Consider the following 25,272-nt stretch of genomic DNA (forward strand, 5'->3'; position numbering starts at 1 on the left):
CTGCACCACCGACAGTGATCGCAGGCTCGCGTTCGCGTGCGCGTGCGCGCGAAGCCCTGATAAGTCCACAGCCCCTACAGTATATGATGACACCACAGAAGCCATCCGCTGACGGCGAGCAGGCTGCCGACAGTCGGGCGAGCGACGCAGGCCCGGCAGTCGACTACGAGACGGTGTCGGTCCCAGTGCTGGTCGTCGGCGCTGGCGCTGCCGGGGCGCGGGTCGCCATCGGGCTTGCCGAGAACGGTGTCGAACCGCTGGTCATCGGCAAGCGGGACCACGGTGACGCCCACACGACGTGGGCGGCCGGCGGTATCAACGCCTCGCTGGGGTCGCTGGACCCCGAGGACGACTGGACCATCCATGCAGCGGATACGCTTGACGAGGGGCATTTCATCAACGACCCGAAAGCGGTCGAGCTAACGGCCAAGCACATGCCCGACCGCATCCGGGAACTCGACGACTGGGGGATGCCCTTCGACCGAACCGACGACGGGAAGATCAATCAGCGGTACTTCGGCGCGCAGTCGTTCCGCCGGACCTGCTTCGTCGGCGACCGCACGGGCGAGGCGATGCTGAATACGCTCGTCGACAAGGCTCAGTCCCTCGAAATTCCCTATCGCGACAACGTGATGATTACGCGCCTGCTGTCGGACGGCGACCGCGTCTACGGCGCGGCCGGCTACGACATGGAGAGCGGCGAGTTCATCCTCTTCGAGTCGGACCACGTCGTTCTGGCGGCGGGTGGCTCCTCCGCGCTGTACAACCGCCACTCCTCGCGCGACGAGGAGAACAACGGCGATGGCCCGGCACTGGCGCTCGACGCCGGCGCGTCGCTGCTGGACATGGAGTTCGTGCAGTTCCACCCGACGGGGATGGTCGGCGACCGCTACGGCGAGGACTGGGACGGCCGCCTCGTCACCGAAGCGGTCCGCGGGGAAGGCGGTCGGCTGCTCAATGCCGATGGCGAGCGATTCATGGAAGAGTACTCGCCCGACCAGATGGAACTCGACGCGCGGGACGTGGTGGCCCGCGCCATCGCACAGGAACTCCGCGAGGGCCGTGGAACGGAGAACGGCGGGGTCTATCTGGACATCTCCCATCGCGACGACGAGTACATCAAATCGCGGCTCCCGCGGATGTACGAGCGGTTCATGGACCTCGGCGTCGACATCACAGAGCAGCCCATGGAAGTCGCGCCGACCGCCCACTATTCGATGGGCGGCGTCGACATCGACTTCGAGACCGGCGAGACGGGCGTCGATGGACTCTACGCCGTCGGCGAGACGGTGGCGGGCGTTCACGGCGCGAACCGGCTCGGCGGGAACTCGCTGGCGGAGACGGTCGCCATCGGCGCGCTCGTCGGCGACCACGTCACGGCGCAGGTGACAGATGACGACCGCGACGACGCCCTGCCGGCTGGTCAGCGTGCCATCGCAGAGCGCGAGTTCCGGTCGCTGCAGGAACTTGCGGCGTCGGACGGCGACGAGACCCCCGAAGAACTCCTCGCGGACCTCGGCGACTTGCTGTGGGCACACGCCGGAATTCTCCGTAACGAGGAGTCGCTGTCGGTCGGGCTGAAGAAACTCCGAGACCTCCGCGAGCGGACGGGAGACATCGGCGTCGACGGCGACCGGACAAGCCTGTCGTTCGAACTCGCTGTCGACCTCTCGTTCAGCCTCACGGTCGCTGAGGCCCTGCTGCTGAGCGCACGCGAGCGCGACGAGTCACGCGGCGCACACTACCGCACTGACGCCTCCGACGTGGAGCCCGACTGGCGGAGAAACATCCTCGTGAACCGCGGCGACACCGGCCTCGAACTGACGACCCGCGGCGTCGCCGAGCCGAGCGAAGCCGTCAGCGAGGCGGTCGACGTCGGCTACGAACTCGACTACCACCACCTCGAATAGCCCGGTCGGCGGCGGGGCGTACCCGCGGGCACGACTTCAATCGCGGTACGCGCAGTGGAAGCCGGCGACCTGCTGGTAGAAGGTCGGAAGCACCTCCGTCCGGAGGTCCGCGTCGGGGTCGTTCTCGAACTCCTGGCGCGTGAACTCCCGGGCGTCCTCGATAGCCGCCTCGACGTGGGGCGGGACGCCGGGTTCGTCAATCGTACCGATGTAGGCCCAGATGAACGCCGCCTCCAGCGTGTCGAAGAACTCCGGCGTCGGTTCGAACGCGGGTTCACCGTCCGCCGCGAGTCGGTTGTACGTCCGGCTGATGAGGACGCTCCCGTCGTCGAGGCCGTGGTCTGCGAACGACTCCGTGGTCGTACACTCCTCGTCGCCGTCGCGGTCTGGCGTGGTGTCACTCGGCATACCTCGACAGAGGGTAGGTAACTAAAAGTAACCAACCGGAGTGTGTCCAGTAATGACACACCCCAGACGCTTTTTTACCACACCGAGATTCAAGCCGGTTCCAGTCGACGCTCTATTCACTGTGGTACCGACCCGCCGAACCGTCCTCGCCCGCGGTGGCTCCGCACTCGCCGGTCTCACCGCCGTTTCAGGCTGTCTGGGTGCCGACGACGCGGACGTGTCGTGTCCGCTCTCAGTCCCGACAGACGCGTCCCTGCGCATCGGCTTCGTCGGCGACGTGATGCTGGGCCGGAGCGTCGACGAACGCTGGCGCGATGCCCCCGACGGACCGACCGCCGTCTGGGGGTCGATGGTCGACCAACTCCAGTCACTCGATGGGCTGGTAGCGAACCTCGAATGCTGTCTCTCGGACCGCGGCGAACCACGGCCCGGCCGTCGGTTCCACTTCCGGGCGAGCCCCGACTGGGCCGTGCCCGCGCTGGAACGTGCCGACGTCTCCTGTGCCGGACTGGCGAACAACCACCTGCTCGATTTCGGCCCGGCGGCGCTCGCGGACACGCCGGCCACCCTCGCCGACGCTGGCATCGCCTCGACCGGCGCTGGTGAGACCCGGAGCGCCGCGTTCGAGCCGGCGGTCGTCGAGATCGGCGGGCTCTCGGTCGCCGTCGTTGCCGTCACTGACCAGTCGCCCAGCTACGCAGCCGACGGCGACAGCCCCGGCACGGCCTACACACCGCTTGACCCGACCCACCCGCTGACTCGCCGCCGCGTCGGGGGCGCGCTGGCGGGGGCTCGCGAGGCCGACCCGGACCTGCTCGTCGTCACTGCCCACTGGGGGCCAAACTGGGTGACAGAGCCGGCTGAGACACAGCAGGCATTCGCCCGCTGGCTGATTGACAACGGGGCTGACGTGGTCCACGGCCACAGTGCCCACGTCATTCAGGGCATCGAGGTGTATCGCGGTCGCCCAATCATGTACGACACCGGCAACTTCGTCGACGACTACGCGGTCAAGGACGGCTACCGCAACGACCGGAGCTTCCTGTTCGAACTGCACATCGAGGCCGGGCGGCTGGCCGCGCTCGAACTGACGCCGGTCGAGAACGCGTACACCCGGGTCAGGCACGCGGACGAGGCAGTGGCTGAGTGGCTTCGTGAGACAGTACGTGAGCGCTCACGGCCTTTCGGAACCGGTATCGAGCGTGCCGGCCGGGGACTCCGGGTCCCGCTGTCGTGTCCGGCATAGCATCTGTTGTGCGTTTCCGGTTCGGCGCGGGTTCGGCTGCTACCTGTCAACAGCCACAACCGCGGCCATTATTTCATCGACGAGCTGTGGGTTGTACGTCCAGAGGCCCCGGAACGGGCCATCGTCCGTTTCTTCGGCGACGAGCGCGCACTTGTTCTGGTCGTCACCCGCAGCGTCGAACGCCAGCAACCACACCTGTTCGAGGGCGGTATCTGTGAGCGGATGGAAGGTGATGCCGGTAGTCGGCGGCGGCTCCCAGTCGTCCTGTCCGTAGACGTGGATATCGAGGGTCGTGTCGCTGGCAAGCGTCTCATACCGGGCGCGCTGAGAGCGGAAGATCGACAGCGACTGGAAGCTCACTCGAAGGACTCCTTCTCCGACGCGGTAGGCCCGGTCCTCGAACTCGTGGGACGTTGCGAGCAGCTGTGCCGGCGTGAGCGATGCCAGAAGCGTGTTCGCAAGCGCCGAGTGGAGAAGCTGTCTGCCCGGATCACTGTCAGGCGGTCCGTTATCATCGGACCCGACCGTCGGCTTGCATAAGAATGCCTGCAGCGCGGTGAGGGGGATAGTCTCGGCGAACACGCCGTCCCGCCGGATGACGGCAAACGCATCTTCATGGCCGGTCGGGAGTTTCCGCCAGGTGGCGTCGATGCCCTGGCTTTCGAGACGCTCGACCACAGCCGTCGCTTCGGATGGGCCGTACACAGTCATGGTCACATCCGAGCGCTCAAACCGTCTGAGAAGCGTGCTGACGGTCATCGGCAGCTCGTCAGTCTCCGTGGTCTGTCTCACCATCCAGTTCGAGTATCGTTGCAAGAACCTCGGCTGTCGACGGCGGCAGCGACACCAGCGTCGCGGTCTGCTGGTCAGCATCGTAGCTAACAATGCCAGCAGCGGCGAGAACGGGAAGGTGGCGGTGGTGGAGCGCGGTGCGGGTTTCGTCCCAGTTGCAGGCGTCGGTGGCTCGCCCACGCGCTTTCGTCCAGCCCACGACCACGTCAGTGAGTTCCGCGATCGTGGCCGAGTCGTGTTCGGCGAGGTAGGTGTATATCATCCGCCGCGGCTCGGCTGCCAGCGCGCGCAACAGCGTATCGAGTTGCTCAGACGAGAGTTGCGGCGTCTTTGCAGGCTGTTCGTGCTGATTCATATCAACCAATTATCCACTCGCAGTATTAATATCATTTGTCGAGAACTAGTCACAGATGTGACGGAATCCATTTACGTGCCAGCACCGTCTAAAATGTATGAACTACGAGTCCGCTCTACAGCGTGCGTATGACGTGCTACCAGACCAGCCCCGGGAAGCCGGTGAACGGCTCTCGATTCCGGACCCCGAAGGCCAAACGGACGGTGCATTCACACGCCTGACAAACTTGGAGGCAGTCGCTGACGCCGTCTCACGGGACGCCCAGCACCTCCACCGAGCCATCCAGCGCGAGTTCGGGACCAACGGCCAGTTCGACGGCGGCGAAGCCCGCTACAACGGTTCGTTCGACACCGCTGACTTCGAGGCCGCCATCGACGCGTACGTCGCCGAGTACGTCACCTGTTCGGAGTGTGGCCTGCCCGACACCGTTCTCAAGAACGAGGACGGCGTCGACATGCTGCGCTGTCAGGCCTGTGGTGCGTTCCGCCCGGTCGCCAAGGGTGCGAGTTCGAACACGCAGCAGGACCGACCGACGCTCGAAGAGGGCGAGACCTACGAAGTCAAGATCACCGGCACCGGCCGCGAGGGTGACGGTGTCGCCGAAAAGGGCAAGTACACCATTTTCGTCTCCGGAGCGCGCGAGGGACAGGTCGTCGACGCCTACATCGAGAGCATCAGCGGCACGCTAGCGTTCGGCCGCGTTCAGTAGGCCGTCCACCGGACAGGAGACACCACAGAAAGCATTTATTTCGCCTGCTCAGTGTCGTAGTATGCTCGACAATCACGGCGAGGCGGGCCTGTACGCCGTCGCACTGCTAGCCCTCGGCCTCGGTGGCGTCCACGTCCTCTCAGGGGGACTGACACTCGTCTCGCTCGGCTCAGCAGGAGCAATGATCCGTGCGGGCAGTCAGGCCGTGCTGGGACTGCTCCTCGTTCCCACCGGCGTCGCGCTCGTGTTCCGGAAACCGTGGAGCCGCTGGGTCGGCGTCGTCGCGTTCGGCGGTATCGCCGTCGTCCAGTTGCTCCCCCTCGTGACGGGCACCACGTTCGCGGTCCCGCTCGCGGGCGTCCTCCTCGCTACTGGGTGCTCGCTGCACCTTCTGCTGGCGGGTGAAGCGTTCGAGACGGAGGCCGACGACCGGGCGCTGACCGAGGACACGAACCCTCACGAGTTCGTCCGGTGAAGCCCGCTCAGTCGCCGTCCCAGAGGTCCGTCGAGAGGTAGCGCTCGCCGGTGTCCGGCAGGACGACGACCACCGTCTCGTCGGGGTTCTCGCCCGCGTACTCCGCGGCCGCGTGCAGCGCCGCTCCCGACGAGATGCCGACCATTATTCCTTCCTCGCCGGCGAGGCGGTGGGACGCCGCCATGGCGGCCGCTTTGCTAGCGGTCCGCACCTCGTCGATGAGGTCCCGCCGGAGGATGTCCGGAACAAACCCGGGACCGATACCCTGGATGTCGTGACTGTCCGGGTCGTCCGCCGAGAGCAGTTGCGACTGTTCCGGTTCGACGGCGACCGAGGTGAGGTCCGCGCCGACCTCCTCCTCGATGTACTCCGAGATGCCGGTAATCGTGCCGCCGGTCCCGACGCCGGCGACGACGGCGTCCACATCGCCGCCCGTGTCAGACCAGATCTCCGGACCCGTCGTCTCGCGGTGGGCGCGCGGGTTCGCTTCGTTCTCGAACTGCCGGGCGCGGACGGTCCCGGGCGCGTCCGCGAGTTCGTTTGCCCGCTCGATGGCCCCGCTCATCCCGCCGTCGGCCGGCGTGAGTTCGAGGTCCGCACCCAGCCCCGACAGCAACTGCCGGCGCTCCTCGCTCATCGATTCGGGCATCGTCAGCACGCAGTCGTACCCCCGTGCAGCACAGACAGCGGCCAGTCCGATACCAGTGTTACCGCTGGTCGCCTCGACGACCGTCCCGTCATCCGGGAGGTCGCCGGAGTCGGCGGCCGCTTCGACCATGTACAGCGCGATGCGGTCCTTGACTGAGTAGGGATTTGCCGCTTCGACCATGTACAGCGCGATGCGGTCCTTGACTGAGTAGGGATTTGCCGCTTCGACCTTGCCGAGTAGATTGTCTGCGAAGCTGTCGAGACAGACCAGCGGCGTCTCGCCGATGAGGTCAGTCACGCTGGCCGCGACAGTGCCGTCATCATCTCGCTTGGCGTACGACTGCATACATCGGGAGAAGAACAGTGGTCCCCGTAACGGAGTACCCAGAATACTGTGGGTCGAATAGATTCACTCGATTCCGAGTCTCCAGAAGCTTATATCGGCCCCATCCGATGTGTCCAGTAATGCCCGAGATTACCGTCTCAGAAGGCCTGTACCGACAGCTATCCGCCGCGGAAAATCAGGTCGACGAAGAGACGCTCTGGAAAATGCTGCACCAGTTCAAGCGCCAGAACACGCCGAGCGAGTAACCCCGTCACTACCCGGCCGGTTCGATGAGTTCCGGCGAGTCGTTGGCCGGACTGTTGACCGCTGACGAAACCGGATAGGTCTGCATGGGCCCGTCGTACGGGTCAAGCAGTGCCGATACGTCGTCGGTGCTACCTTGGAGCCACGTCGACTCCTCGTCGGGGTCGAGGATGACAGCCATCCGGTGATGGAGGTCAGCAACAGCCTCGTTTGGCTCGGTTGTCACTATCGTGAACGACTCGACGATATCGTCTTCGCCGCCCGAATCGCCGCCGCTTGCACCGAACTCCCCCAGTCCGGTCTGGCGCTGTGGCGGCTCCCACCGCTCGTACAGCCCCGCCATCGCGAACAGGTCGTCGTCCGGCAGCGCCACGCGGTACGGTTGCTTGCCGTCGCTCGTCTCGACCCACTCGTAGAACCCATCAGCGGGAACCAGACAGCGCCGGGACTCGTAGGCATCGGCAAACGAGCGTTTTTCCGAGAGAGTCTCGGCGCGGGCGTTGATATGCCCGTGGTCTGTTCGGCTGTCGGCCCAACTCGGAATCAGTCCCCACTCCAGCCGCTGGATTGTTCCGGGCGACTCGCCAGTGATGACCGGCAGGTCCTGACTCGGAGCGGCGTTGTATCGGGGCTCGTGGTCGAAGCTAAATTCGGCATCAAATCGCGCCTCGATGTCTTCGCGGGGGGAAAACAAACTGTAGCGGCCACACATGGCCTGTTCTTGTCGCGCCTGGTGGATAAACCCATTACTCGCGCATCCACTCGCTTGCCTGTGGCTCCGTCGGGTCGGTCCTGACCTCGACGAGCGTCGGCGCGTCCGTCTGAACCGCCTCGCGAGCCGTCGTCCGGATTTCAGACGGCGTGTTGGCCTGCATGGCCTCCATCCCCATCCCGGCAGCGATAGTCCCGAAATCAATCGGCGTCTTGCTCCACCCGTACGCCTGCTGGTCGAGGTCGTAGCTGCGCCCGGCCTCCTCGCTGATAATCGCGTAATCGTCGTTGTTGAGGACGATCACGGTGATCGGGAGGTCTTCGGCCACCGCAGTATGAAGCTCGTGAACGCACATCATGAGACCGCCATCACCTGTCAGCGCAACGACGGGCGTGTCCGGGTTCGCTAGCTGTGCCCCAATCGCCGACGGCAGTCCCGTCCCCATCGTCGCCCACGACCCGGGGTTGACGTAGCTGCGTGGCCCGTGCGCCTCGAACACATTTAGCGCCCAGACGCGGAATCCGCCGGCGTCGACGGCTGTAATGGCATCCGCAGGGAGTGCGTCTCGAAGGATTTGCAGCACATGGACGGAGGTGAGTGGGGGTTCCGAATCCACCAGCGGTTCGATTCGACGCGCAGTGGCAGCACGGACGGCCTGTGCGCGTTCAGTGCCGTCCGTCTTCGGGACGGGAGCGGTGTCAGCCGCCGCAATTTTGTTCTCAATCGCCGCCATCGCCTCCGCAGCATCCGCGAGGATGCCGACGGTCGGGTTATACCCCGTTCCGAGGTCGTCAGCGTCCATGGTGACGTGAACGAGCGTTTCAGGCAGTTCGACGGACCACCCGCGTGTCCCGTGTGCGTCAAGGTCGGAGCCGACGGCGAGGAGGGCATCGGCCTCGGCGAGGCAATCCAGTAGCTCTGGGCTCGCGCTTCCGGCCAACACGCCGGCGCTGAGAGCGTGGTCCTCCGGGAACACGCCTTTGCCTTTGTACGTCGTCACGACGGGCGCAGCAAGTCGCTCGGCGAGGCTTCGGAGTGCCGCCGAGCCCTCCGACGCTCGCACACCGCCGCCGGCCAGAATAAGCGGCCGCTCGGCCGCGAGCAGGTGCTCGGCGACTCTCGAAACCGCTTGCTCCGGGACGGTGCTGGGAGACGGCGTTGCGGGTGTACTTGCACCAGCGAGCGGCACATCCATCTGCAGATAATTCTTGGGGAGTCCGACCCTGACCGGCCCCTTCGGGGGTGTTTGAGCGACCTGCACCGCCCGGTCGATCGTCGCCGCCGTCGTTTCGGGATTTTTCAGCAGGATGTTCTCTTTGACGACGTTGTCGTAGGTGTCCGGTGGGGTTTCGTGAATCGCATCACCGCCCCGGAGTGCCGGCTCGGTTTCGATAGCGAAATGCACCAGCGGCGTACAGTCGTTCAGCGCGTTTTTCAGGCCGTTCATCGCGTTCATATCGCCGGGGCCGGGGACGACGACAGTACTCGCTATCTCTCCGCTCGTCTCTGCATAGCCCCAGGCCTGGTGTGAGACCGCAGTTTCGTGTCGTGCCACGACGAAGCGGATATCGTCTCGCTTGCCGATGGCTTCGTTCAGCGGGAGGGACTGCTTTCCGGGGATTCCAAAGACGGTATCGATACCGTTCGCGACGAGACGGTCTACCACCGCCAGACTAACGCGCATACTGATTCCTCACGCGTAACTCAAGTCACGCTCATGTCTTTAGTTCGCCGCCGGCCATGCTAGACCGCATGGGGTCACCACAGCCGCGGGGAGGGCAGATACAACTGAAGTCTGCATGGCCCGCGAATTTAAATCCGAAAGCGCCCAACTACGTGACAGATGACCACGGACCCCTCGTTCAGCATCCCCGCACACCCACAGCGGCGCTTTCCCCACGGGAGCGGGGTCGAATACGAGGGCGGGACGGAGTTCCGACTCATCCCGGAACAGGAGCAGGCGACGCCGGACCTCGCCGAGACGGTCGCCAATATGCTTGAGGCGGGGCCGTACCGTTTCGGTGATTTCCACGACCTGCCGATGCCGCTGTGGCTGGTCCGCGACGAGGAGACGACCGACGTGTTCCGCGTCGCGGTCCGCGACGGGACGGTGCGACTGCACGTCCTGCCCACCACTGAGTCTGCCGGGCTACAGCGCTTCTTCGAGCGCCTGTCTGAGACCAGCACAGCAGGGTCGTGGGCGGTGCAGCGACACGTCGACGGGCAGTAACCGGACGGCCGAGGGAGTGCAGACCCAAAACCGTCTTACACACCTGCCTCCATGTGTTCGCCATGACCGTCTCTCGCGAAGTCGAGCTAGAGGGCCACATCATCGACTCCGGGATGATGCAGTCCTGTTTCGGCATCATCATGGACCTGGGCGGCTCCTTTTCCGTCCAGGAGTTCGATATCGGCCGCCACAAGGACGAGGAGTCCTACGCCCGGATGCTCGTCGAGGCCGACGACGAGGACCAGCTCCAGTCGATTGTCCACGAACTCCACCAGCACGGCGTCAACCCCTCGGACCCGAAAGACGCCACGCTCGTCCCCGCGCCCGACGACCAGGTCGTCCCGCACGGCTTCTACTCGACGACGAACCACCCGACGTACATCCGTCACGACGGCGAGTGGATCGAAGTCGAGGACATGGAAATGGACTGCGCGGTCGTCGTAGAGGACGGCGACTCCCCTCAGGCATACACCAAGGTCCTCAACGCTATCGAAGAGGGCGATCTGGTCGTCACCGACGAAACCGGCATCAAGGTCCAGCCGCCGGAGCGCCCGCGCGACTCCGGCGGCGCGTTCGGCTTCATGCAGGGCGGGGTCTCCTCGGAGCGACCGTCGGAGTCGACCATCCGCAAGATAGCGAACGCCATCCGTGAGACAAAAAAGGAGGGCGGCAAGGTGCTGGCCGTCTGCGGCCCGGCGCTCATCCACTCCGGCGCGCGCGAGGACCTGGCGCGACTCGTCCGCGAGGGCTACGTCGACATGCTGTCGGCGGGCAACGGCTTCGCCGTCCACGACATCGAGCGGGACATCTACGGCACGTCGCTCGGGATGGACACCGAGAGCCTGGACCACCCCCGCCACGGCCACAAGCACCACATCTACACCATCAGCGAGGTCATCCGCGAGGGCGGTATCGAGGAAGCCGTCGAGTCGGGAACCATCGAGTCCGGCGTCATGTACGAGTGCGTCGACAACGACCGGCCGTTCGTGCTGGCCGGGTCCATCCGCGACGACGGCCCGCTGCCTGACACCATCACCGACGCCGTCGAGGCCCAGAACGCCATCCGCGAACAGGCTCACGAGGCAGATATGGTGCTGATGCTCTCGACGCTCCTCCATTCGGTCGCCGTCGGGAACTGCCTCCCGTCGACGACGCGGGTCGTCTGCGTCGACATCAACCCCGCGACGGTCACGCAACTGCTCGACCGCGGGTCCGCGCAGGCCGTCGGGATGGTCACGGACATTGGGACCTTCGTGCCGATTCTGGCCGAGCAGTTGCTCGACGAGGAGTAGGGCGACCCGAGTGGCTAACTCTCCGCCCGAATTTGTGTACTGATTCTGGACAGACAGTCGTTTCAGGCAGATAAACACCGACCACAGCACTTCAAACAGCACCATAGCCGCAACTACTGTTTCGCGCGTCACCGATTATCACTCGCTGACCTCTCGCGAGATGCTTATTATCCCCCATCCGATACTCCATCTATGTCCTCTTCCGAGCGGCAGTTCACGCAGCTTTCTAGCGGTATCTCTGGCCTTGATTCGCTTCTCAGAGGTGGACTGGTCGAAGGGCGACTCTATCTCGTTATCGGGCCGCCCGGAACCGGTAAAACACTGCTTGGCACGCAGTTTCTCGAAGCAGGGCTCGAAGCTGGCGACGACGTGCTGTTCATTCATGCCGAAGAGTCTGCTTCCGACCTGCTCGCGAACACTGCCGAACTCGGTATCGATATCAGCGACGCGACGTTTCTCGACGTCGGCCCCGACTCGGAGTTCTTCGAGGAGGCCGAGTCATACGACGTGGTCAAGCCGCGCGACGTCGAAGACGGACATCTGATTTCGGATATCCGCGAGGCTATCGAGCGGGTCGACCCGGACCGCGTCCTCATCGACCCGATAACGCACTTCCAGTATCTCGAACCAACCGAGTACCAGTTCCGCAAGCGCGTCATCTCCTTCGCACGCTTTCTGCAGGACAGGGAGACGACCGTGCTGGCGACCAAGACGCCGAGCAATCAGATGGACAGCCAACTCAGGTCGCTCAGCGACGGCATCATTTCGCTCAGCTACGGCGACGAGAAGGCGGGGCGGCGGATTCGACTGCGAAAGCATCGCGGCATCGGCCAGCAGGACGGTTCACACGGAATGGAAATCCGAGAGTCCGGCGTCAAAGTCTACCCGGCGCTCGAACCGGAACAGCGGGCCAGATCGTTCGACCCGACGCAGTTTTCCGCCGGGGTCCCGGAGCTAGACGCGCTTCTGGATGGCGGACTCGAACGCGGGACAGTGACGATTCTCAGTGGCCCCGCTGGAGTTGGCAAATCGACGACAGCAACGGAGTTTCTGGCCTCCGCAGCGGCGGACGGGTCCCCGGCGCTCGCCTACCTGTTCGACGAATCAATCGACACGTTCACACACCGGTGTGAGACGTTTGGAATGCCACTCTCGCGATTACGCGACGAGGGAACGCTGCTCGTCGAGGAGGTCGAATCGCTGGCGCTGTCGCCCGAGGAGTTCGCCAACCGCGTCAAGACCCAGACCGAGGAGCGCGGGGCCGAACTCGTCGTCATCGACGGCATCGCAGGCTACAAGAACGCCATCAAACACGGACAGGACGGCGTGGAACTGCGCCGGCGGCTCCACGCCTTGACACAGTATCTCACGCGCGAGAACGCCGCCGTCATCCTGATAGACCAGCGCAGAGACGTGACAGGCCTGCACGAACCGACGAGTGAGAACGTCAGCTACCTCGCGGACAACATCGTCTTCGAGAACTACATCGAGGTCGAGGGGGAACTCCAGCGCGTCGTCGGCGCGCTGAAAAAACGCGTCGGCGGGTTCGAGACGGTGCCGCGCCGGTTCGAGATAACCACCGACGGCCTGCAGGTCGGCGATCCCGTCTCAGGGATGCACGGCGTGTTCGAGGGCGTTCCTGAACAGCATGGAGACAACGACAGGCACTCGTCCACTCGCTAACGACCGATGGCTGACATCCAGTTACTGCTGGCCGGCGATGGCAACCGGGAGGCACTCGCCTCCGTCGTCGCCGAACACCACACGCCGCTCACGGACGACGAATTCCGGGAGGCCGACCTCCACATTGTCGACGAGTCGTCGTTTCCGAAATACAGAGCGGCGATAGAGGCGTACAAACAACGGGCAGATCCGGTGTTCTGTCCCGTAATTCTGGTCCGTCGCGAGGGGTCCAAAGCAAGGGTCGACCTCCCCGATATCGACGCTGCCGAGCAGCCACTCGTCGTGAACGACATCGTGACAGCACCGATTGACACGCAGGCGCTCTTTCGAACTATCGTGAACCTCCTCGCGCGCCGGCGTCACACTGAGGACCTCGTCGAGGACCTCAGAGAGCAAAACAGCGAACTCCGGCGGTTCAGAAACGCCGTCGAACACGCGGGCCACGCGATTCTGATAACGGACACGAACGGCGTCATCGAGTACGTCAACCCGGCATTCGAAGAACTCACCGGATTTAGCGCCGACGAGGCGATCGGCCGAACGCCGCGGATACTCAAGTCCGGTGAACAGGGCGAGCAGTTCTACGAACGCCTCTGGGACACGATCTGTCGCGGCGAGGTCTGGACGAGCGAGATCGTAAACGAGCGAAAGTCCGGCGAGCGGTTCATCATCAACCAGACCATCGCACCGATTCAGGATGCGGATGGAACGATTCAGGGATTTGTCGGGATGCAGGACGAAATCACTGGTCGTCGGCTGCGCGAGCAACAACTCACCGTCTTTCATCGGATTCTCCGGCACAATCTCCGGAACAACGGCACGACGATCAGCGGACGCGCAGATATCTTGTCAGGGTTAGTCGAGGACGACGATGCTCTCGACCATCTTGAGACGATCAAAACGAACGTGCAGTCCCTGCTCGATATCAGCGAGAAAGCCCACCACGTACAGGAACTGCTCGCGGACTCGCTGACCGACGATGTCGAACGGGAACTCGAAGCCGTGCTCAGTGACATTACGGACGGGCTGGCCGCAGCGTACCCCGACGCCGAGTTCGTCGTCGAAAGCGACTCCGAGCCGTCGACGATAGACGCAAAGGTCGTCCCCGCGTTGCAGGAACTCATCGAGAACGGTATCAAGCACTCGGACGCCTCGGCACCGCGGGTCGACGTCCGGACGGAGCGCCACGGCTCGACAGCGACGGTGACGATTGCGGACAACGGACCGGGCGTCCCAGATCAGGAGCGGCGAGTCATCGAAGCCGCAGAGGAAAAGCCGCTCGAACACGGGTCCGGGCTTGGCCTGTGGTTCGCGTACTGGCTTATCAGCTACGTCGGTGGCGATATCGACATCCAGACCGATGGTGACGGGACGAGAATTGCCGTGACTATCCCCGTGCGGTGACCGCGAGCGTTAGATAGCGACCCATGCCAGCACAATGACAGCAGCTCCGACCGCCGTTGAGCCGACGGCGTGCGTTCGGAGTTCGTCGAGGAGGTCGTGGGAGTGGTCGTGGAGTTCACAGACTTCATCGATCTCGCTGCCGGCCTCGCAGTTCGGCAGGAAGTCCATCGCGACGTGGAGGAAGATGCCGGCGGCGAACCCGAAGATGACTGCGTTGAGGAGCGCAGACTCCGGAACTGGTAGCAGCGCGGACGGAATCGCCGTCAGACCGACGCCGGCCGCGGGGAGCAGCAGTGCCGTGGCGGACTTGTCGCTACGTCCGAGCCGTCGGGCGGCAGCGTAGCCGGCCGGGCCTTTGTGCGAGACGATAGCGAGTCCGAGCAGGATACCCAGTTCCGGCATCGAGGCGTAGACCAGCCCGATGACCAGCCCGGCCGAGAGCGCGTGGGCGGTAATAGCCAGTGTCGTCATGTCGAAAGACGTCTCGACGTGGGTGAGCCGGTGACCGATGGTGTGGGTGCCGTAGCCGACGACCAGTCCGGCGGCGATGCCGACGCCGCCGATTCGCGCGGCACCGGCTTGCCCGCCAAGCCCCATCGCCTGCGGGACCAGGAACATGGCCGCCGACGTGACCATTGCCCCACTCGCGAGCCCGTAGCCCCAGACCAGTCGGTAGGGATTCGTCTTGTCAGCCCGCGAGCCGAGCCACGCGCCCGCTGCCATTGCAACAAACGCAACCCAGGAGATAACGAGTACTTTGCTCGCTCCGCCGGTGACTGCGATGGCCGACAGGAGCAGCAGGCCGACGACACTCGCGAGGCCAGTGGCGGACATACTCCCATTATTATTAAAAACCGAGATTGAGTTAATAGACATTATCTATAATCACCGGCCTATTGCCAATAAACCCATCGATGGCGGTTACCGCGTCGCTGACCGATAGTCGCCCCAGTCGAGGACATCACCGTCCAGCGCTGACGGGTCCGCATCACGGAGCGCCCAGAGAACCATTTCGGCAACGGATTCCGGGTCACGGCCACCGTCACCGGAGAGGTCAGTCGCGACCTGTCCGGGGTCGACTGCACCGACCGGCGTATCGAGTTCGGCCGCGAATCCGCGAGTGACAGCCTCCGCAGCAGCCTTCGAAACGGCGTAGGAGCCGTAGCCGGGCATCCCCTCGCGAGCGACGACGCCCGTCGGGACGACGATGCGGGCATCCGGACCGAGGTGTGGAACGGCTTCCCGGATCGTCGAGAACACGCCACGGGCGTTCGTCCGGAGGTGGTCGTCAAAGGCGGTGTAGGATTCTTCTGTGAGCGGCGTCTCGCCGGCGGTTCCGTGGTAGACGCCAGCGTTGGCGACGACGTACTGTATTGCACCGTTGCCGGCGCGCGTGGCAGTCTCGACCAGCCGTTCCACGTCGTACTCGTCGCGCACGTCCGTCCGAATCGCAGTCACGGAGCCGCCAGCGTCCCGGATGTCGGTTGCGACCGCGTCGAGCGCCTCGGCGTCGCGGGCACAGATGACCGTCTGTGCGCCCGCACCCGCTACCGCGTGGGCTATCTGCTCGCCGATACCTCTGCTCGCACCCGTGACAACAGCGGTTGCGCTGTCCATCGCTGGGACCATAGCGGGGGTACCGGTGCCAGCCACAAGGTCGTTGCTCAAACTCGGTTGGGTGGGAGCGGTAGTCTCTTGTCGAACGCCCGCTACCGACCGGGCATGGACATCACCATTGCCGAGTCGACGGTCGAGGGGACAGCGCAAGCGCCGCCGTCGAAGAGCTACACGCACCGAGCGGTGCTGGCCGCGGGCTATGCGGATGGCGCAGTAGTCCGCGACCCGCTCGTGAGCGCGGACACGAAGGCCACGATGCGAGCGGTCGAGGCCTACGGCGGCGATGTCTCGCTGGCCGACGACGGATCGACGGTCGAGGTGACGGGCTTCGACGGCCGACCGGAGACGCCGGACGATGTCATCGACTGTGCCAACAGCGGGACGACGATGCGACTGGTCACCGCAACAGCCGCCCTGCAGGACAAGCTCGCGGTGCTGACTGGTGACGAGTCCCTCCGGTCGCGCCCGCAGGGGCCGCTGCTCGACGCCATCGAACAGCTGGACGGCGACGCCGAGTCGACTCGCCGGAACGGGCAGGCCCCGCTCGTGGTTGGCGGTGGCATCGACGGCGGCGCAGTCGAGATTCCCGGCGACGTGTCCTCGCAGTACATCACTGCGCTGGTGATGGCAGGTGCCGTCTCGCCGGAGGGCATCGACATCGATCTGACAACCGGCCTGAAGTCGTCGCCGTACGTCGATATCACGCTGGAGGTGCTCGCCGACTTCGGCGTCGACGCCGAGAAGACCGACGACGGGTTCACCGTGGAGGGCGGCCAGTCCTACGCGCCCGACGGCGGCGACTACAACGTCCCCGGGGACTTCTCGTCGATGAGCTACCTGCTCGCGGCCGGCGCGCTTGCCGCCGAGGACGGCCTGCGCGTCACGTCGGCGTTCCCCAGTGCACAGGGCGACGCCGCCATCGTCGACATCCTCGACCGGATGGGCGCAGACCTCGACTGGGACAGGGAAAACGGCGAAATCACCGTCTCGAAATCCGAACTGACCGGTGTCGAGGTGGGCGTCGAAGACACGCCAGACCTCCTGCCGACCATCGCGACGCTAGGGGCTGTAGCTGACGGCGTCACGCGGATTACCGACGCCGAGCACGTCCGGTACAAGGAGACCGACCGCGTGAGCGCCATGGCCGAGGAACTGACGAAGATGGGTGCCGAGGTAGAGGAACACCAGGACGAACTCATCGTCTACGGCGAAGACAGCGACCTCGTCGGCACGACCGTCGAGGGTCGCGTGGACCACCGCATCATCATGTCACTGGCCGTCGCCGGACTCGTCGCCGACGGCGAGACGACGGTGACCGGCGCGGAACACGTCGACGTGTCTTTCCCTGAGTTCTTCGACGCGCTCGAATCGCTCGGTGCGGCCATCAAGCGGTAGGCCCGGCGGTCACCGACGCGCCGGTTTTTGCGACGAAAGACAGTTATATATCTGATAGATAGGTGCGCTTATACTACGTGAAGAGTATTTACAACACACATTGTAAACAAACCGGACGACGCCACGCGGCCCCCCGCGGAGGCCGCGAGAGTCCTCTACGTCGACGACGACCAGCTGCTGCTTGACCTGCAGGCCGACATCGCCGCCGAACGCGAGGCAATCGAACTCGTAACGACGACGGACACCGACCGGGCGAAGGCGCTGCTGGACGACCGCGAGTTCGACTACGTCGTCGTCGGTGGCAAGCGCACTGTCACGGCAGCGTGCAGATTTGCCCGCGAGGTCCGGGCGGCACATCCCGACACGCCCCTGGTACGGTATGACTGGGAGGCCAGTGGAGATGACGTAGACGCAGTATTCGATTCGGTTCTGGAAAAACAGGTCGAAGCGACGGGGACGGTACAGCTCCTCGACCGCGTCAGGTGGCTCGACGACTGAGGGGCGCATCTACAAGGTTCAAATGCCCGCAACCCCGACACCACTGTAATGAACGGCAACGAGTTCGGTCGTCTGTTCCGCATGACGACCTACGGCGAGTCTCACGGGGATGCGATGGGCTGTACCGTCTCCGGTGTTCCAGCGGGCGTCGAACTCTCGGAAGCGGAGATACAGAAGGACCTCGACCGGCGCAAGCCCGGCCAGTCGATGATTACCACCTCGCGGGGGGAACCCGACAAGGTGAGCATCCAGTCCGGGATTCAGGACGGCTACACGACCGGGACCCCCATCGGCATGGTCATCCAGAACAAGGACGCCCGCTCGGGCAAGTACGAGCCGTTCATCACGGCTCCGCGGCCCTCCCACGGCGACTACACCTACTCCGCGAAGTTCGGCACGCGGAACTGGGGCGGCGGCGGCCGCTCCTCGGCCCGCGAGACGGTCAACTGGGTCGCCGCCGGCGGCGTCGCCAAGCAGGTCCTCGAACAGTCCGACTACGACATCCAGATAAAGGCCCACGTCTGCCAGATCGGCGACGTGGTCGCCGACGACGTGACCTTCGAGGAGATGCTCGAACACAGCGAGGAAAACGAGGTCCGCTGTGGCGACCCCGAGGCCGCCGAAGAGATGCGGGAACTGGCCGACAAGTACCAGAAGGAGGGCGACTCCATCGGCGGGGCCATCTACTTCGAGTGTCGCGGCGTCCCCCGCGGGCTGGGCGCGCCTCGCTTCGACTCAATTCCCTCGCGGCTCGGCCAGGCGATGTACTCCATCCCGGCTGTCACCGACTTCGAACTCGGCATCGGCCGCGAGGCCCGCACTGCCACCGGGTCGGAGTACACTGAGGACTGGGAGTTCTCGGCCGACGGCGACCCGGTCCCCGTGGGCAACGACCACGGTGGCCTCCAAGGCGGTATCACGACGGGCGACCCCATCTACGGCGAGGTCACCTGGCACGCGCCCGTCTCCTTCCCGAAGACTCAGAAGACCGTCGACTGGGAGACGGGCGAGGAAAAGGAGATCACCGTCACCGGCCGGCACGACCCAGTCCTGCCGCCGCGAGCCGTCCCGGTCGTCGAGGCCATGCTCGCCTGTACGATACTAGACTTCATGCTGCTCGGCGGCCGCATTAACCCCGACCGACTCGACGGCCGGCCGGGCGAGTACGACACCGACTACCACCCGTCCAGCCCGCAAAACGACCCGGAAGACGCGGACACCCACGCGAAAACCATCGACGACGACTAACATGGACGCACATCAGGAGTCCAAGTCGAACCCGTTCGGGATGGACGAGGAGTGCCAGAACTGCCCCGCGCTCTGTGAGACGCGCGCGAACGTCGTCCACGGCTACGGCGACGTGGGTGCCGAGTTCATCGTCCTCGGTGACTCGCCCGCAGTCGGCACAGACGAGTCTGGCATCCCCTTCACCGGCGAGCGCGAGCGCGAACTGCTCGATATTCTCGCGGCGGTCGACATGTGTTCGGACCCGGACGCCGACAGACCGCAGTTAGAGAATGCCTTCCTGACCTACGTCACGCGCTGTCGGCATCCCGACCGGGCCGCGACCGACGAGGAAGTCGTCAACTGCGAACCGTACCTCAACAGCGAGATACGGATGATAAATCCCGAGATTCTGCTGCCAGTTGGGCAGCGCCCCCTCGAAGAGCTGGCCTTCGAGTACACGACAATGAGTGAAGACGAACTCGACATCGAAGACCGACATGCGACGACGATTCGCGGCCGCGGGTTCGAAATCCTGCCGATGCTCCCGCCCGCCGAACAGACCGACGCGGAACGGACGGCGTTTCTGGAACACTTCAGCGAGACGCTCGGACAGGACTACCGGCAGACGAAGGGCCGACGCGGGCGGTAGTCAGGTGTCAGACTGGACTTCGGTGTCAGCATTTTGAATGCACTCGTCCGGGCTCGACACTGTTCCGTACTCTGTGGCTGCCTGTAGCCGGTTTTCGGCGTCATGGCGGTACTGGCTCGCCTGTGTCGATTCGCCCTGTTCGCTGGCGTAGGTCATCCCGCTGAGCCACTCGGCCGCCTGCCAGAGACAGGTCGCTTTCTTGCGCGCTCGTTCCGACAACTCTGCCAGCCCGTTGTCGTCTGCTTCACGGACAGCCGTCGTAAACTCCTCGACGCTTTCCTCGAAGTCCGCTGCGGCACTGTCGAACCCGCCTCGAGCCAGCGCCATCTCTCCGTCTTCGACAGTCTCCAGTGCGTCGGATAGCTGACGGCGCGCCTCACGATACCGGATGTAGCCGACATGGTACGCCCGCTGGGCCGCTGCGGTCCCGGACAGCGTGGCTTCGCGTTCGCAGTCGCGGCACACGATCTTCGGTTGCGACTCTCCAAGAACACGGTACTCCGACCCACATCCATCACATTTGTAGGTCTGGGATTGCTCCATATAGTTTCTCTTAGTTATCAAATACTACTCACATCTTATAATTGTTCTGTCGCTGCACGGGAACACAAGGGACTAATCACAGTCGGGCCGAGAAGACAGTATGACTACGGTAACTGTGCTGGCTGACCCGCCAGTCGAAGGGTTCGTGTTACAGGATCTGGCTGGCGGCATTGTAGACGACGCCGAGGCTGCTGAGCTATACGAGGCCATGTTGCTCGACGTCTGTCGTGCAGTGGAGATCAGCGGTGCCGAGTTGTTGGTGAACTACCGACCCTCGGAACAGGTCCCGGACGGCGTCGACCCCGAGGCCGCGGTGCGGGAGCCGGTGACGGAGGCCCTCGAATCACCGAGCAACGCTCGGTTTGAGGTACAGGTCGGGTCGACGTTCGCGGGTCGAGTCGGCAACACAGTGACGCACCTCCTTACCCGGGAAGACGTCGCAACTGTCGCCGCCGTCGAACCGACAGCGGTGCTGTTGACACGCCAGCTTATCGACAGTGCGGCGATGAAACTTCGATCCAGCGGCGTGGTTCTCGGCCCCGCTTCGAGCGGCCGCGTGTACTACGCCGGCTTCGGCGAACCGATAGATTTCGAGGACAGTTACGCTACCCCGGCAATCGAAACTATCGGTGAGCGTGCTGCCGACGCCGGTCTCGATGTCGACTTTCTCCCATCGGCACCCACTCTCGAAACACAAACCGATCTCAAGACCATCGTGCCGCTGCTACGCGCCCGAAACCGGGCTGGCCGGGTCGTACCGCAACGGACGATGGCCTTTCTCGATGACCTCGGAATACGCGTTGTCGACGACGATGGCGAGCCGAGCGTGGTCCGAGAGACCGACAGGCCTTAGAAGGCCCACCGAATATGCTTGACTGCGGTGGGATGGCAGAGCGGCCTATTGCGCCTGCCTTGAAAGCAGGTATCCTCACGGATTCCTGGGTTCAAATCCCAGTCCCACCGTATTTTCCCACGAACAAACCGTGAGTGGCAGGTACGCCAGCTGAGATTCGAACCCGAAAAGTTCCGTCGCAGGAACACAGTGAGTGATCCGCCTTGCTCTGGAGCGAATCGGGTCTAAAGCACCAGACTGCGCGTGCAACAACACCGCAATGTGGGACCACAGAATTCGCCTCCTTCTGAGTCGTAAGGACAGTTTACTGGATCGAGGCAATCGGGCGGTTTTATGTCGATGGTCCGGATTATATCCGTATAATGGTACGTGAAGAGAGGTCCCCAAAGCAGCACCTTCCGAGCCTCCTCTCGGTCTGCGTCGTTGTCCTCCTCCTTGCAGCGACGGCAGCAGGGCCCGCTGTCGCTGAACCGAGTCTATTCGTGTCCGGTGCGTCAAAGGACGCAAATACGATACTTGCCGGTGACTCAGTGAACGTCACCGCGACAGTCCAGAACACCGGCAGTTCGGGCGGTGCAATGAACATTGAGTACGTAGTAAACGGCACAACTAGAGTGACTGAGCGGGTAGTCGTCGACGCCGGTTCTTCAGTTGAGCGAACACAGGCGTTGAAGTTGAATACTCCCGGAACATACAGAATTAAAGTCCAGAGTCCGGGGAAATCAGCCGGACGAGTCAGAGTCAAGCCCGCAATTGTAGAGACGACTAGGATGGACCCGACTACGCGGCAACTCAAGATACGAGGTGGGATGGTCCCGACGAACGAACCCTACGTCATGAACGCCTCGGGGCCAGCGAACCGATCATTCACGCTCCAGTCTTGGACAGTCAACGCGTCACGAGAGGCGTTCGCGCAGGATGTGACGGAGTACACCGATCCCAGCGCGGTAGACATCTCAGTGCCATCCGGTGACGACGCAGCAGTGTTTGGCGTGGTTACCGTCGGATCGTCGGCAGGGGTCCAGCCGTCGTCGATGCAGTTCGTGTTGAACCGCTCGAATCTCCAGTCGGCCGGCATAGACGCTTCGGCGGTCCGCGTGTATCACCGTGTGAACGGATCATGGCGAGCCGCCGAAACGAGCGTTGTCGAGGAGCGGACCGAGCAAGTCGTCTACCAGGCGGACACGGCGGGGGCATCGGCCTACGCGATTGGGAAGATCGAACCTGCATTCAGCATCACGCGAACCTCAGTTGTCAGCGAGCAAGTTTCTGAGGGGCAACAGGTCGTCGTTGAAGCAACGGTCTCCAACAGCGGCGGTATCGAAGGGACCTACGACGCGCAGATGCAGGTGGACGATGAAGTCGTCAATCAGACATCGGTAACTGTGCCAGCAGACGCCGAGCGGACAGTGACGCTGTCGACGGTCGTGACGACGCCGGGACAGTTCCAGATCAAATTCAACAACGTCAACGCCGGCGATATTCGGGTGACTGAGAGCGAGGTCCAGACCGACGGAAACGGCGGCGCCGAACCAGAGGCGGAACCGACGGACACGGAGCCAGCGGTCCAGACTGAACCCGCGGTCGGCGGTGGCGGCGGACTCGGACCGCTCCCGGCGACAGTCATGGGTATCAGTACGATGCTGGTCATCGGCGGACTGCTCGGTGCGTTCCTCCTGTTCGGCATCGTCATCGCAATCCTCCGACGGGGCGGCAGCCGGAACGACAGCGGCTTCGAACTGTAGACGGGGAGAGAAACCCTTTTTATGCCAGTGTCCAGAGAACCGCGTATGGATTGGCCACACGATCCGGACGGTGAGGAAGGAAGCGAGGGCCGGCGCAAGTACGGTCACGCTGTGCTGGCGAAGAAAGTCGACGAAGACGAGGACTTCCCACTGACCGCCGAGGAATACGTCGAACAGTACGGCGACCACCCGGTTCGGATCGACTACGAGACGGTCGTTAGCGTGGCGGACATCTTCGACCATGTCGACCAGGAGGAGTTCGAGGACTTCCCGGACTTCCACAAATCGCTCGGGCGCGCGCTGCGCGAGGCGGACTGGTGGCCGTACAGACTCGAACAGGCCTGACTGTGTAGTGTGTGGGCACGACACATACTTGTGGGTGGCCGGTGTAGCGTCGCGTATGGCGACGACATCTTCAAATGGCGATACCGGACAGGGGCTTCCCGAAGAAGTTATTGCTGACCTGTTGTCGAACGACACTCGCCGTCGCGCGCTGTCGATACTGGCTGACCGCGATGAGCCAGTCGTCGTGTCTGACCTCGCCGCGGCGGTTCTGGCGGCCGAGCGTGACATCAAGCCGGCAGCAGTCCCGGACACTGCGAGAGCCGAACTCACCGAGGAACTGTTCACCGAACACCTTCCAAAGCTGACGGCAACAGACATCGTTGCGTACAACTCGATGGTCGGGACCGTCGAGATACAGCAGCGCGACGTAGTACCGACTGACCACTGTTGATACTGGTTCGCGTCCGAAATCCGAGACTGATGGGACCGGGTTACAGTCCCCGCTGCCGGTACATTTCGATAGAGCAATACCCGTTGCTTCCAAACTGTCGATGGACAGTGACTAACACCCAGATAACCCATATACAGATAGACAACTACGGCCCGTGGACCGTGACGCCGGAACCCCGCCGTGAAGTCGATCTTCAAACACTCCAATCTCGGCTGTACGCTGACCTCGCACAACTGTTCGGGAACCGCGACGGCTACATCTTCTTCTCGCGGTTCGACAACATGATCGCCGTGACGAACGGATTGGACGAGGCGGCACACGCACTCATTCAGGAGTCTGTCGGTAACCGCTACCCGGTGACGATGAGCCTCTCTGTCGCGACGGGAACGACACCCGTTTCGGCGCTGGGGACGGCGACGGAACAACTTCAGGAGGCCGGTAGTGCGCAGGACAAGGGGCGGCGAGAAGTGCTACGCGGCCAGACGATCGACGATGAGTTCCGGAAGCCCACAGACGTACAACTCGCGCACTTCGATGTCGACGACGCCACCGAAAAGTACACCGACCAGCTCAACGAGTTTGACACGTTCATCCAGATAGAGCAGGGGTACGCGGCGCTCATGAAGTATATGCGTGAGGCCCACGACTCGCTGTCGTTTTTCGTCGGCGGCGATAACGTCATCGCAGTCTGCCCGGACTTAGACGAGGCGGACTACCACGATGCAATCGACCACGTCCGCGACGCCGTCGACGTGGAGCTGAAAGTCGGCGTCGGACGCGGACGGACGGCAGCGACGGCCGGGATGGACGCTAAACACGCGTTAGAGACCTGTCGGGCGACCGGCGAGGCCGTCACCATCGAAACCGAGACAACCGAGTAATTTGTGATTCACGCGATATAAACGTAGTGGAGGTATCTTTTAGACCGGGCGTGTGGTAACCACACACATGAACGGTGAGGTCACTGTGCGGGAGGTTATGAACCGAGAGTACGTCGGTGCGAGCGAGTCCGACGACCTCCTCGAAACGACGGAGTTGCTGATCCGTGAGGACCAGCACCCGATTCTTGTATTGCGGGGAAACGAACCGGTCGGCGTCGCGACGGACAGGGATGTGCTGGCATACATCGTCGATGGCGGCGACCCGGACACCGCCACAGTTGGCGACGTGATGCGTGAGTCCATTCCAACGATTGACCCTGACGCCGGGCTTCCGGAGGCCCGCGACCGAATGGCGACGCGGTCAGCCGAATTCCTCCTGGTCACGGCGGACAGTGAACCGCTCGGAACGCTGACCGAGCATGACATCCTCTCGACCGCGAGACTAGAGAGCGAGTCGACGACCGCCGTCGAGCAGCCCTCACCGGTTGCAACGACCGGTCAGGAAGCCACCACCGATGGGATGCAGTCCGCCGCCGAAGATTCGTTCGATAATCAGGGCATCTGTTCCGCCTGCAGCACGTTTACACGGGATCTGGCGTCGTTCAACGGACAGCTCCTCTGTGCGGACTGTCGTGATGTCTGAACCGCGCTAGTGGGTCTCTGCTCTTACAGCAG

General features: G+C 63.7%; 28 protein-coding genes and 1 tRNA gene. 19 read left to right on the plus strand and 10 right to left on the minus strand.

Annotation, left to right across the window (positions count from 1 at the left end):
- The first annotated feature begins 86 nt into the window (after positions 1-86).
- A complete protein-coding gene (locus tag AMS69_RS13465; RefSeq protein WP_053968588.1) occupies positions 87-1,910 on the plus strand; it encodes an L-aspartate oxidase in 1,824 nt (607 codons plus the stop codon).
- Positions 1,911-1,946: 36 nt separating this feature from the next.
- On the opposite strand, the gene AMS69_RS13470 is transcribed toward AMS69_RS13465, so the two are convergent.
- Complete coding sequence (locus AMS69_RS13470) at positions 1,947-2,318, minus strand: hypothetical protein (protein WP_053968589.1); 372 nt, start codon at positions 2,316-2,318, stop codon at positions 1,947-1,949.
- A gap of 121 nt (positions 2,319-2,439) precedes the next feature.
- On the opposite strand from AMS69_RS13470, the gene AMS69_RS13475 reads away from it, so the two are divergent.
- Positions 2,440-3,564: a CapA family protein gene (locus AMS69_RS13475; RefSeq protein ID WP_053968590.1), complete on the plus strand. Its 1,125-nt coding sequence runs from the start codon at positions 2,440-2,442 to the stop codon at positions 3,562-3,564.
- A 39-nt stretch (positions 3,565-3,603) separates the two neighbouring features.
- On the opposite strand, the gene AMS69_RS13480 is transcribed toward AMS69_RS13475, so the two are convergent.
- Together AMS69_RS13480 and AMS69_RS13485 are read right to left on the minus strand one after the other, a co-directional pair.
- Complete coding sequence (locus AMS69_RS13480) at positions 3,604-4,323, minus strand: DICT sensory domain-containing protein (RefSeq protein ID WP_053968875.1); 720 nt, start codon at positions 4,321-4,323, stop codon at positions 3,604-3,606.
- Positions 4,324-4,333: 10 nt separating this feature from the next.
- On the minus strand, positions 4,334-4,711 hold the full coding sequence (locus tag AMS69_RS13485) for a DUF7344 domain-containing protein (protein ID WP_053968591.1): 378 nt from the start codon (positions 4,709-4,711) through the stop codon (positions 4,334-4,336).
- A 97-nt stretch (positions 4,712-4,808) separates the two neighbouring features.
- Here AMS69_RS13485 and AMS69_RS13490 point away from each other — a divergent pair, with 97 nt between their 5' ends.
- Both AMS69_RS13490 and AMS69_RS13495 read left to right on the plus strand, forming a co-directional pair.
- A complete protein-coding gene (locus AMS69_RS13490; protein WP_053968592.1) occupies positions 4,809-5,420 on the plus strand; it encodes a translation initiation factor IF-2 subunit beta in 612 nt (203 codons plus the stop codon).
- A 61-nt stretch (positions 5,421-5,481) separates the two neighbouring features.
- Complete coding sequence (locus tag AMS69_RS13495; RefSeq protein ID WP_053968593.1) at positions 5,482-5,895, plus strand: hypothetical protein; 414 nt, start codon at positions 5,482-5,484, stop codon at positions 5,893-5,895.
- Positions 5,896-5,902: 7 nt separating this feature from the next.
- On the opposite strand, the gene cysK is transcribed toward AMS69_RS13495, so the two are convergent.
- Positions 5,903-6,889, minus strand: coding sequence for a cysteine synthase A (gene cysK, locus AMS69_RS13500; protein ID WP_053968594.1), 987 nt, complete (start codon positions 6,887-6,889; stop codon positions 5,903-5,905).
- A 119-nt stretch (positions 6,890-7,008) separates the two neighbouring features.
- On the opposite strand from cysK, the gene AMS69_RS21125 reads away from it, so the two are divergent.
- On the plus strand, positions 7,009-7,134 hold the full coding sequence (locus tag AMS69_RS21125) for a hypothetical protein (RefSeq protein WP_255410214.1): 126 nt from the start codon (positions 7,009-7,011) through the stop codon (positions 7,132-7,134).
- Between the two features lie 8 nt (positions 7,135-7,142).
- On the opposite strand, the gene AMS69_RS13505 is transcribed toward AMS69_RS21125, so the two are convergent.
- Positions 7,143-7,844: an SOS response-associated peptidase gene (locus AMS69_RS13505; RefSeq protein WP_053968595.1), complete on the minus strand. Its 702-nt coding sequence runs from the start codon at positions 7,842-7,844 to the stop codon at positions 7,143-7,145.
- Positions 7,845-7,878: 34 nt separating this feature from the next.
- Positions 7,879-9,528 (minus strand): thiamine pyrophosphate-binding protein, encoded by a 1,650-nt coding sequence (locus tag AMS69_RS13510; RefSeq protein WP_053968596.1) that lies wholly within the window; start codon positions 9,526-9,528, stop codon positions 7,879-7,881.
- Positions 9,529-9,687: 159 nt separating this feature from the next.
- On the opposite strand from AMS69_RS13510, the gene AMS69_RS13515 reads away from it, so the two are divergent.
- The 4 genes from AMS69_RS13515 to AMS69_RS13530 all read left to right on the plus strand — a co-directional run bounded on the left by AMS69_RS13515 (position 9,688) and on the right by AMS69_RS13530 (position 14,453).
- On the plus strand, positions 9,688-10,074 hold the full coding sequence (locus tag AMS69_RS13515) for a hypothetical protein (protein WP_053968597.1): 387 nt from the start codon (positions 9,688-9,690) through the stop codon (positions 10,072-10,074).
- Between the two features lie 62 nt (positions 10,075-10,136).
- Positions 10,137-11,366, plus strand: coding sequence for an ornithine cyclodeaminase (locus AMS69_RS13520; protein ID WP_053968598.1), 1,230 nt, complete (start codon positions 10,137-10,139; stop codon positions 11,364-11,366).
- Between the two features lie 192 nt (positions 11,367-11,558).
- Positions 11,559-13,049 carry an ATPase domain-containing protein gene (locus AMS69_RS13525; protein ID WP_053968599.1) on the plus strand — a complete coding sequence of 497 codons (1,491 nt, stop codon included), beginning with the start codon at positions 11,559-11,561 and terminating at the stop codon, positions 13,047-13,049.
- Positions 13,050-13,055: 6 nt separating this feature from the next.
- Positions 13,056-14,453, plus strand: coding sequence for a PAS domain S-box protein (locus tag AMS69_RS13530; protein ID WP_053968600.1), 1,398 nt, complete (start codon positions 13,056-13,058; stop codon positions 14,451-14,453).
- A gap of 9 nt (positions 14,454-14,462) precedes the next feature.
- Here AMS69_RS13530 and AMS69_RS13535 read toward each other — a convergent pair whose 3' ends face one another.
- Entirely contained in the window at positions 14,463-15,329 is an 867-nt protein-coding gene (locus AMS69_RS13535; RefSeq protein WP_053968601.1) for a ZIP family metal transporter, read from the minus strand.
- Positions 15,330-15,374: 45 nt separating this feature from the next.
- Complete coding sequence (locus tag AMS69_RS13540; protein WP_202904551.1) at positions 15,375-16,082, minus strand: SDR family NAD(P)-dependent oxidoreductase; 708 nt, start codon at positions 16,080-16,082, stop codon at positions 15,375-15,377.
- Between the two features lie 93 nt (positions 16,083-16,175).
- On the opposite strand from AMS69_RS13540, the gene aroA reads away from it, so the two are divergent.
- Complete coding sequence (gene aroA / locus AMS69_RS13545) at positions 16,176-17,465, plus strand: 3-phosphoshikimate 1-carboxyvinyltransferase (protein ID WP_053968603.1); 1,290 nt, start codon at positions 16,176-16,178, stop codon at positions 17,463-17,465.
- A gap of 9 nt (positions 17,466-17,474) precedes the next feature.
- Here the strand turns inward: aroA and AMS69_RS20210 are convergent, their stop codons facing one another.
- Positions 17,475-17,972, minus strand: coding sequence for a hypothetical protein (locus AMS69_RS20210; RefSeq protein WP_053968604.1), 498 nt, complete (start codon positions 17,970-17,972; stop codon positions 17,475-17,477).
- A gap of 39 nt (positions 17,973-18,011) precedes the next feature.
- On the opposite strand from AMS69_RS20210, the gene aroC reads away from it, so the two are divergent.
- Positions 18,012-19,211 (plus strand): chorismate synthase, encoded by a 1,200-nt coding sequence (gene aroC, locus AMS69_RS13555; protein ID WP_053968605.1) that lies wholly within the window; start codon positions 18,012-18,014, stop codon positions 19,209-19,211.
- 1 nt (position 19,212) lies between these two features.
- Positions 19,213-19,839, plus strand: a complete 627-nt coding sequence (locus tag AMS69_RS13560) for a uracil-DNA glycosylase (RefSeq protein ID WP_053968606.1) — start codon at positions 19,213-19,215, stop codon at positions 19,837-19,839.
- On the opposite strand, the gene AMS69_RS13565 is transcribed toward AMS69_RS13560, so the two are convergent.
- Complete coding sequence (locus AMS69_RS13565; protein ID WP_053968607.1) at positions 19,840-20,382, minus strand: hypothetical protein; 543 nt, start codon at positions 20,380-20,382, stop codon at positions 19,840-19,842.
- A gap of 100 nt (positions 20,383-20,482) precedes the next feature.
- Here AMS69_RS13565 and AMS69_RS13570 point away from each other — a divergent pair, with 100 nt between their 5' ends.
- From AMS69_RS13570 to AMS69_RS13600, 7 genes are all read left to right on the plus strand, one after another.
- The gene (locus AMS69_RS13570) at positions 20,483-21,235 is read left to right on the plus strand and encodes a hypothetical protein (protein ID WP_053968608.1); all 753 of its coding nucleotides are present in this window, start codon (positions 20,483-20,485) and stop codon (positions 21,233-21,235) included.
- A 26-nt stretch (positions 21,236-21,261) separates the two neighbouring features.
- A tRNA-Ser gene (locus AMS69_RS13575) sits at positions 21,262-21,345 on the plus strand.
- A gap of 372 nt (positions 21,346-21,717) precedes the next feature.
- A complete protein-coding gene (locus AMS69_RS13580; protein WP_053968876.1) occupies positions 21,718-22,980 on the plus strand; it encodes a PGF-pre-PGF domain-containing protein in 1,263 nt (420 codons plus the stop codon).
- A 45-nt stretch (positions 22,981-23,025) separates the two neighbouring features.
- Positions 23,026-23,325: a DUF5785 family protein gene (locus tag AMS69_RS13585; RefSeq protein WP_053968609.1), complete on the plus strand. Its 300-nt coding sequence runs from the start codon at positions 23,026-23,028 to the stop codon at positions 23,323-23,325.
- A gap of 55 nt (positions 23,326-23,380) precedes the next feature.
- The gene (locus tag AMS69_RS13590; protein WP_053968610.1) at positions 23,381-23,716 is read left to right on the plus strand and encodes a DUF7344 domain-containing protein; all 336 of its coding nucleotides are present in this window, start codon (positions 23,381-23,383) and stop codon (positions 23,714-23,716) included.
- Positions 23,717-23,823: 107 nt separating this feature from the next.
- Positions 23,824-24,597 (plus strand): GTP cyclohydrolase III, encoded by a 774-nt coding sequence (locus tag AMS69_RS13595; RefSeq protein ID WP_053968611.1) that lies wholly within the window; start codon positions 23,824-23,826, stop codon positions 24,595-24,597.
- 67 nt (positions 24,598-24,664) lie between these two features.
- Complete coding sequence (locus AMS69_RS13600) at positions 24,665-25,240, plus strand: CBS domain-containing protein (RefSeq protein ID WP_053968612.1); 576 nt, start codon at positions 24,665-24,667, stop codon at positions 25,238-25,240.
- Positions 25,241-25,272: the final 32 nt, after the last annotated feature.

This window comes from Haloarcula rubripromontorii, assembly GCF_001280425.1.
Taxonomy (GTDB): Archaea; Halobacteriota; Halobacteria; order Halobacteriales; family Haloarculaceae; genus Haloarcula; species Haloarcula rubripromontorii.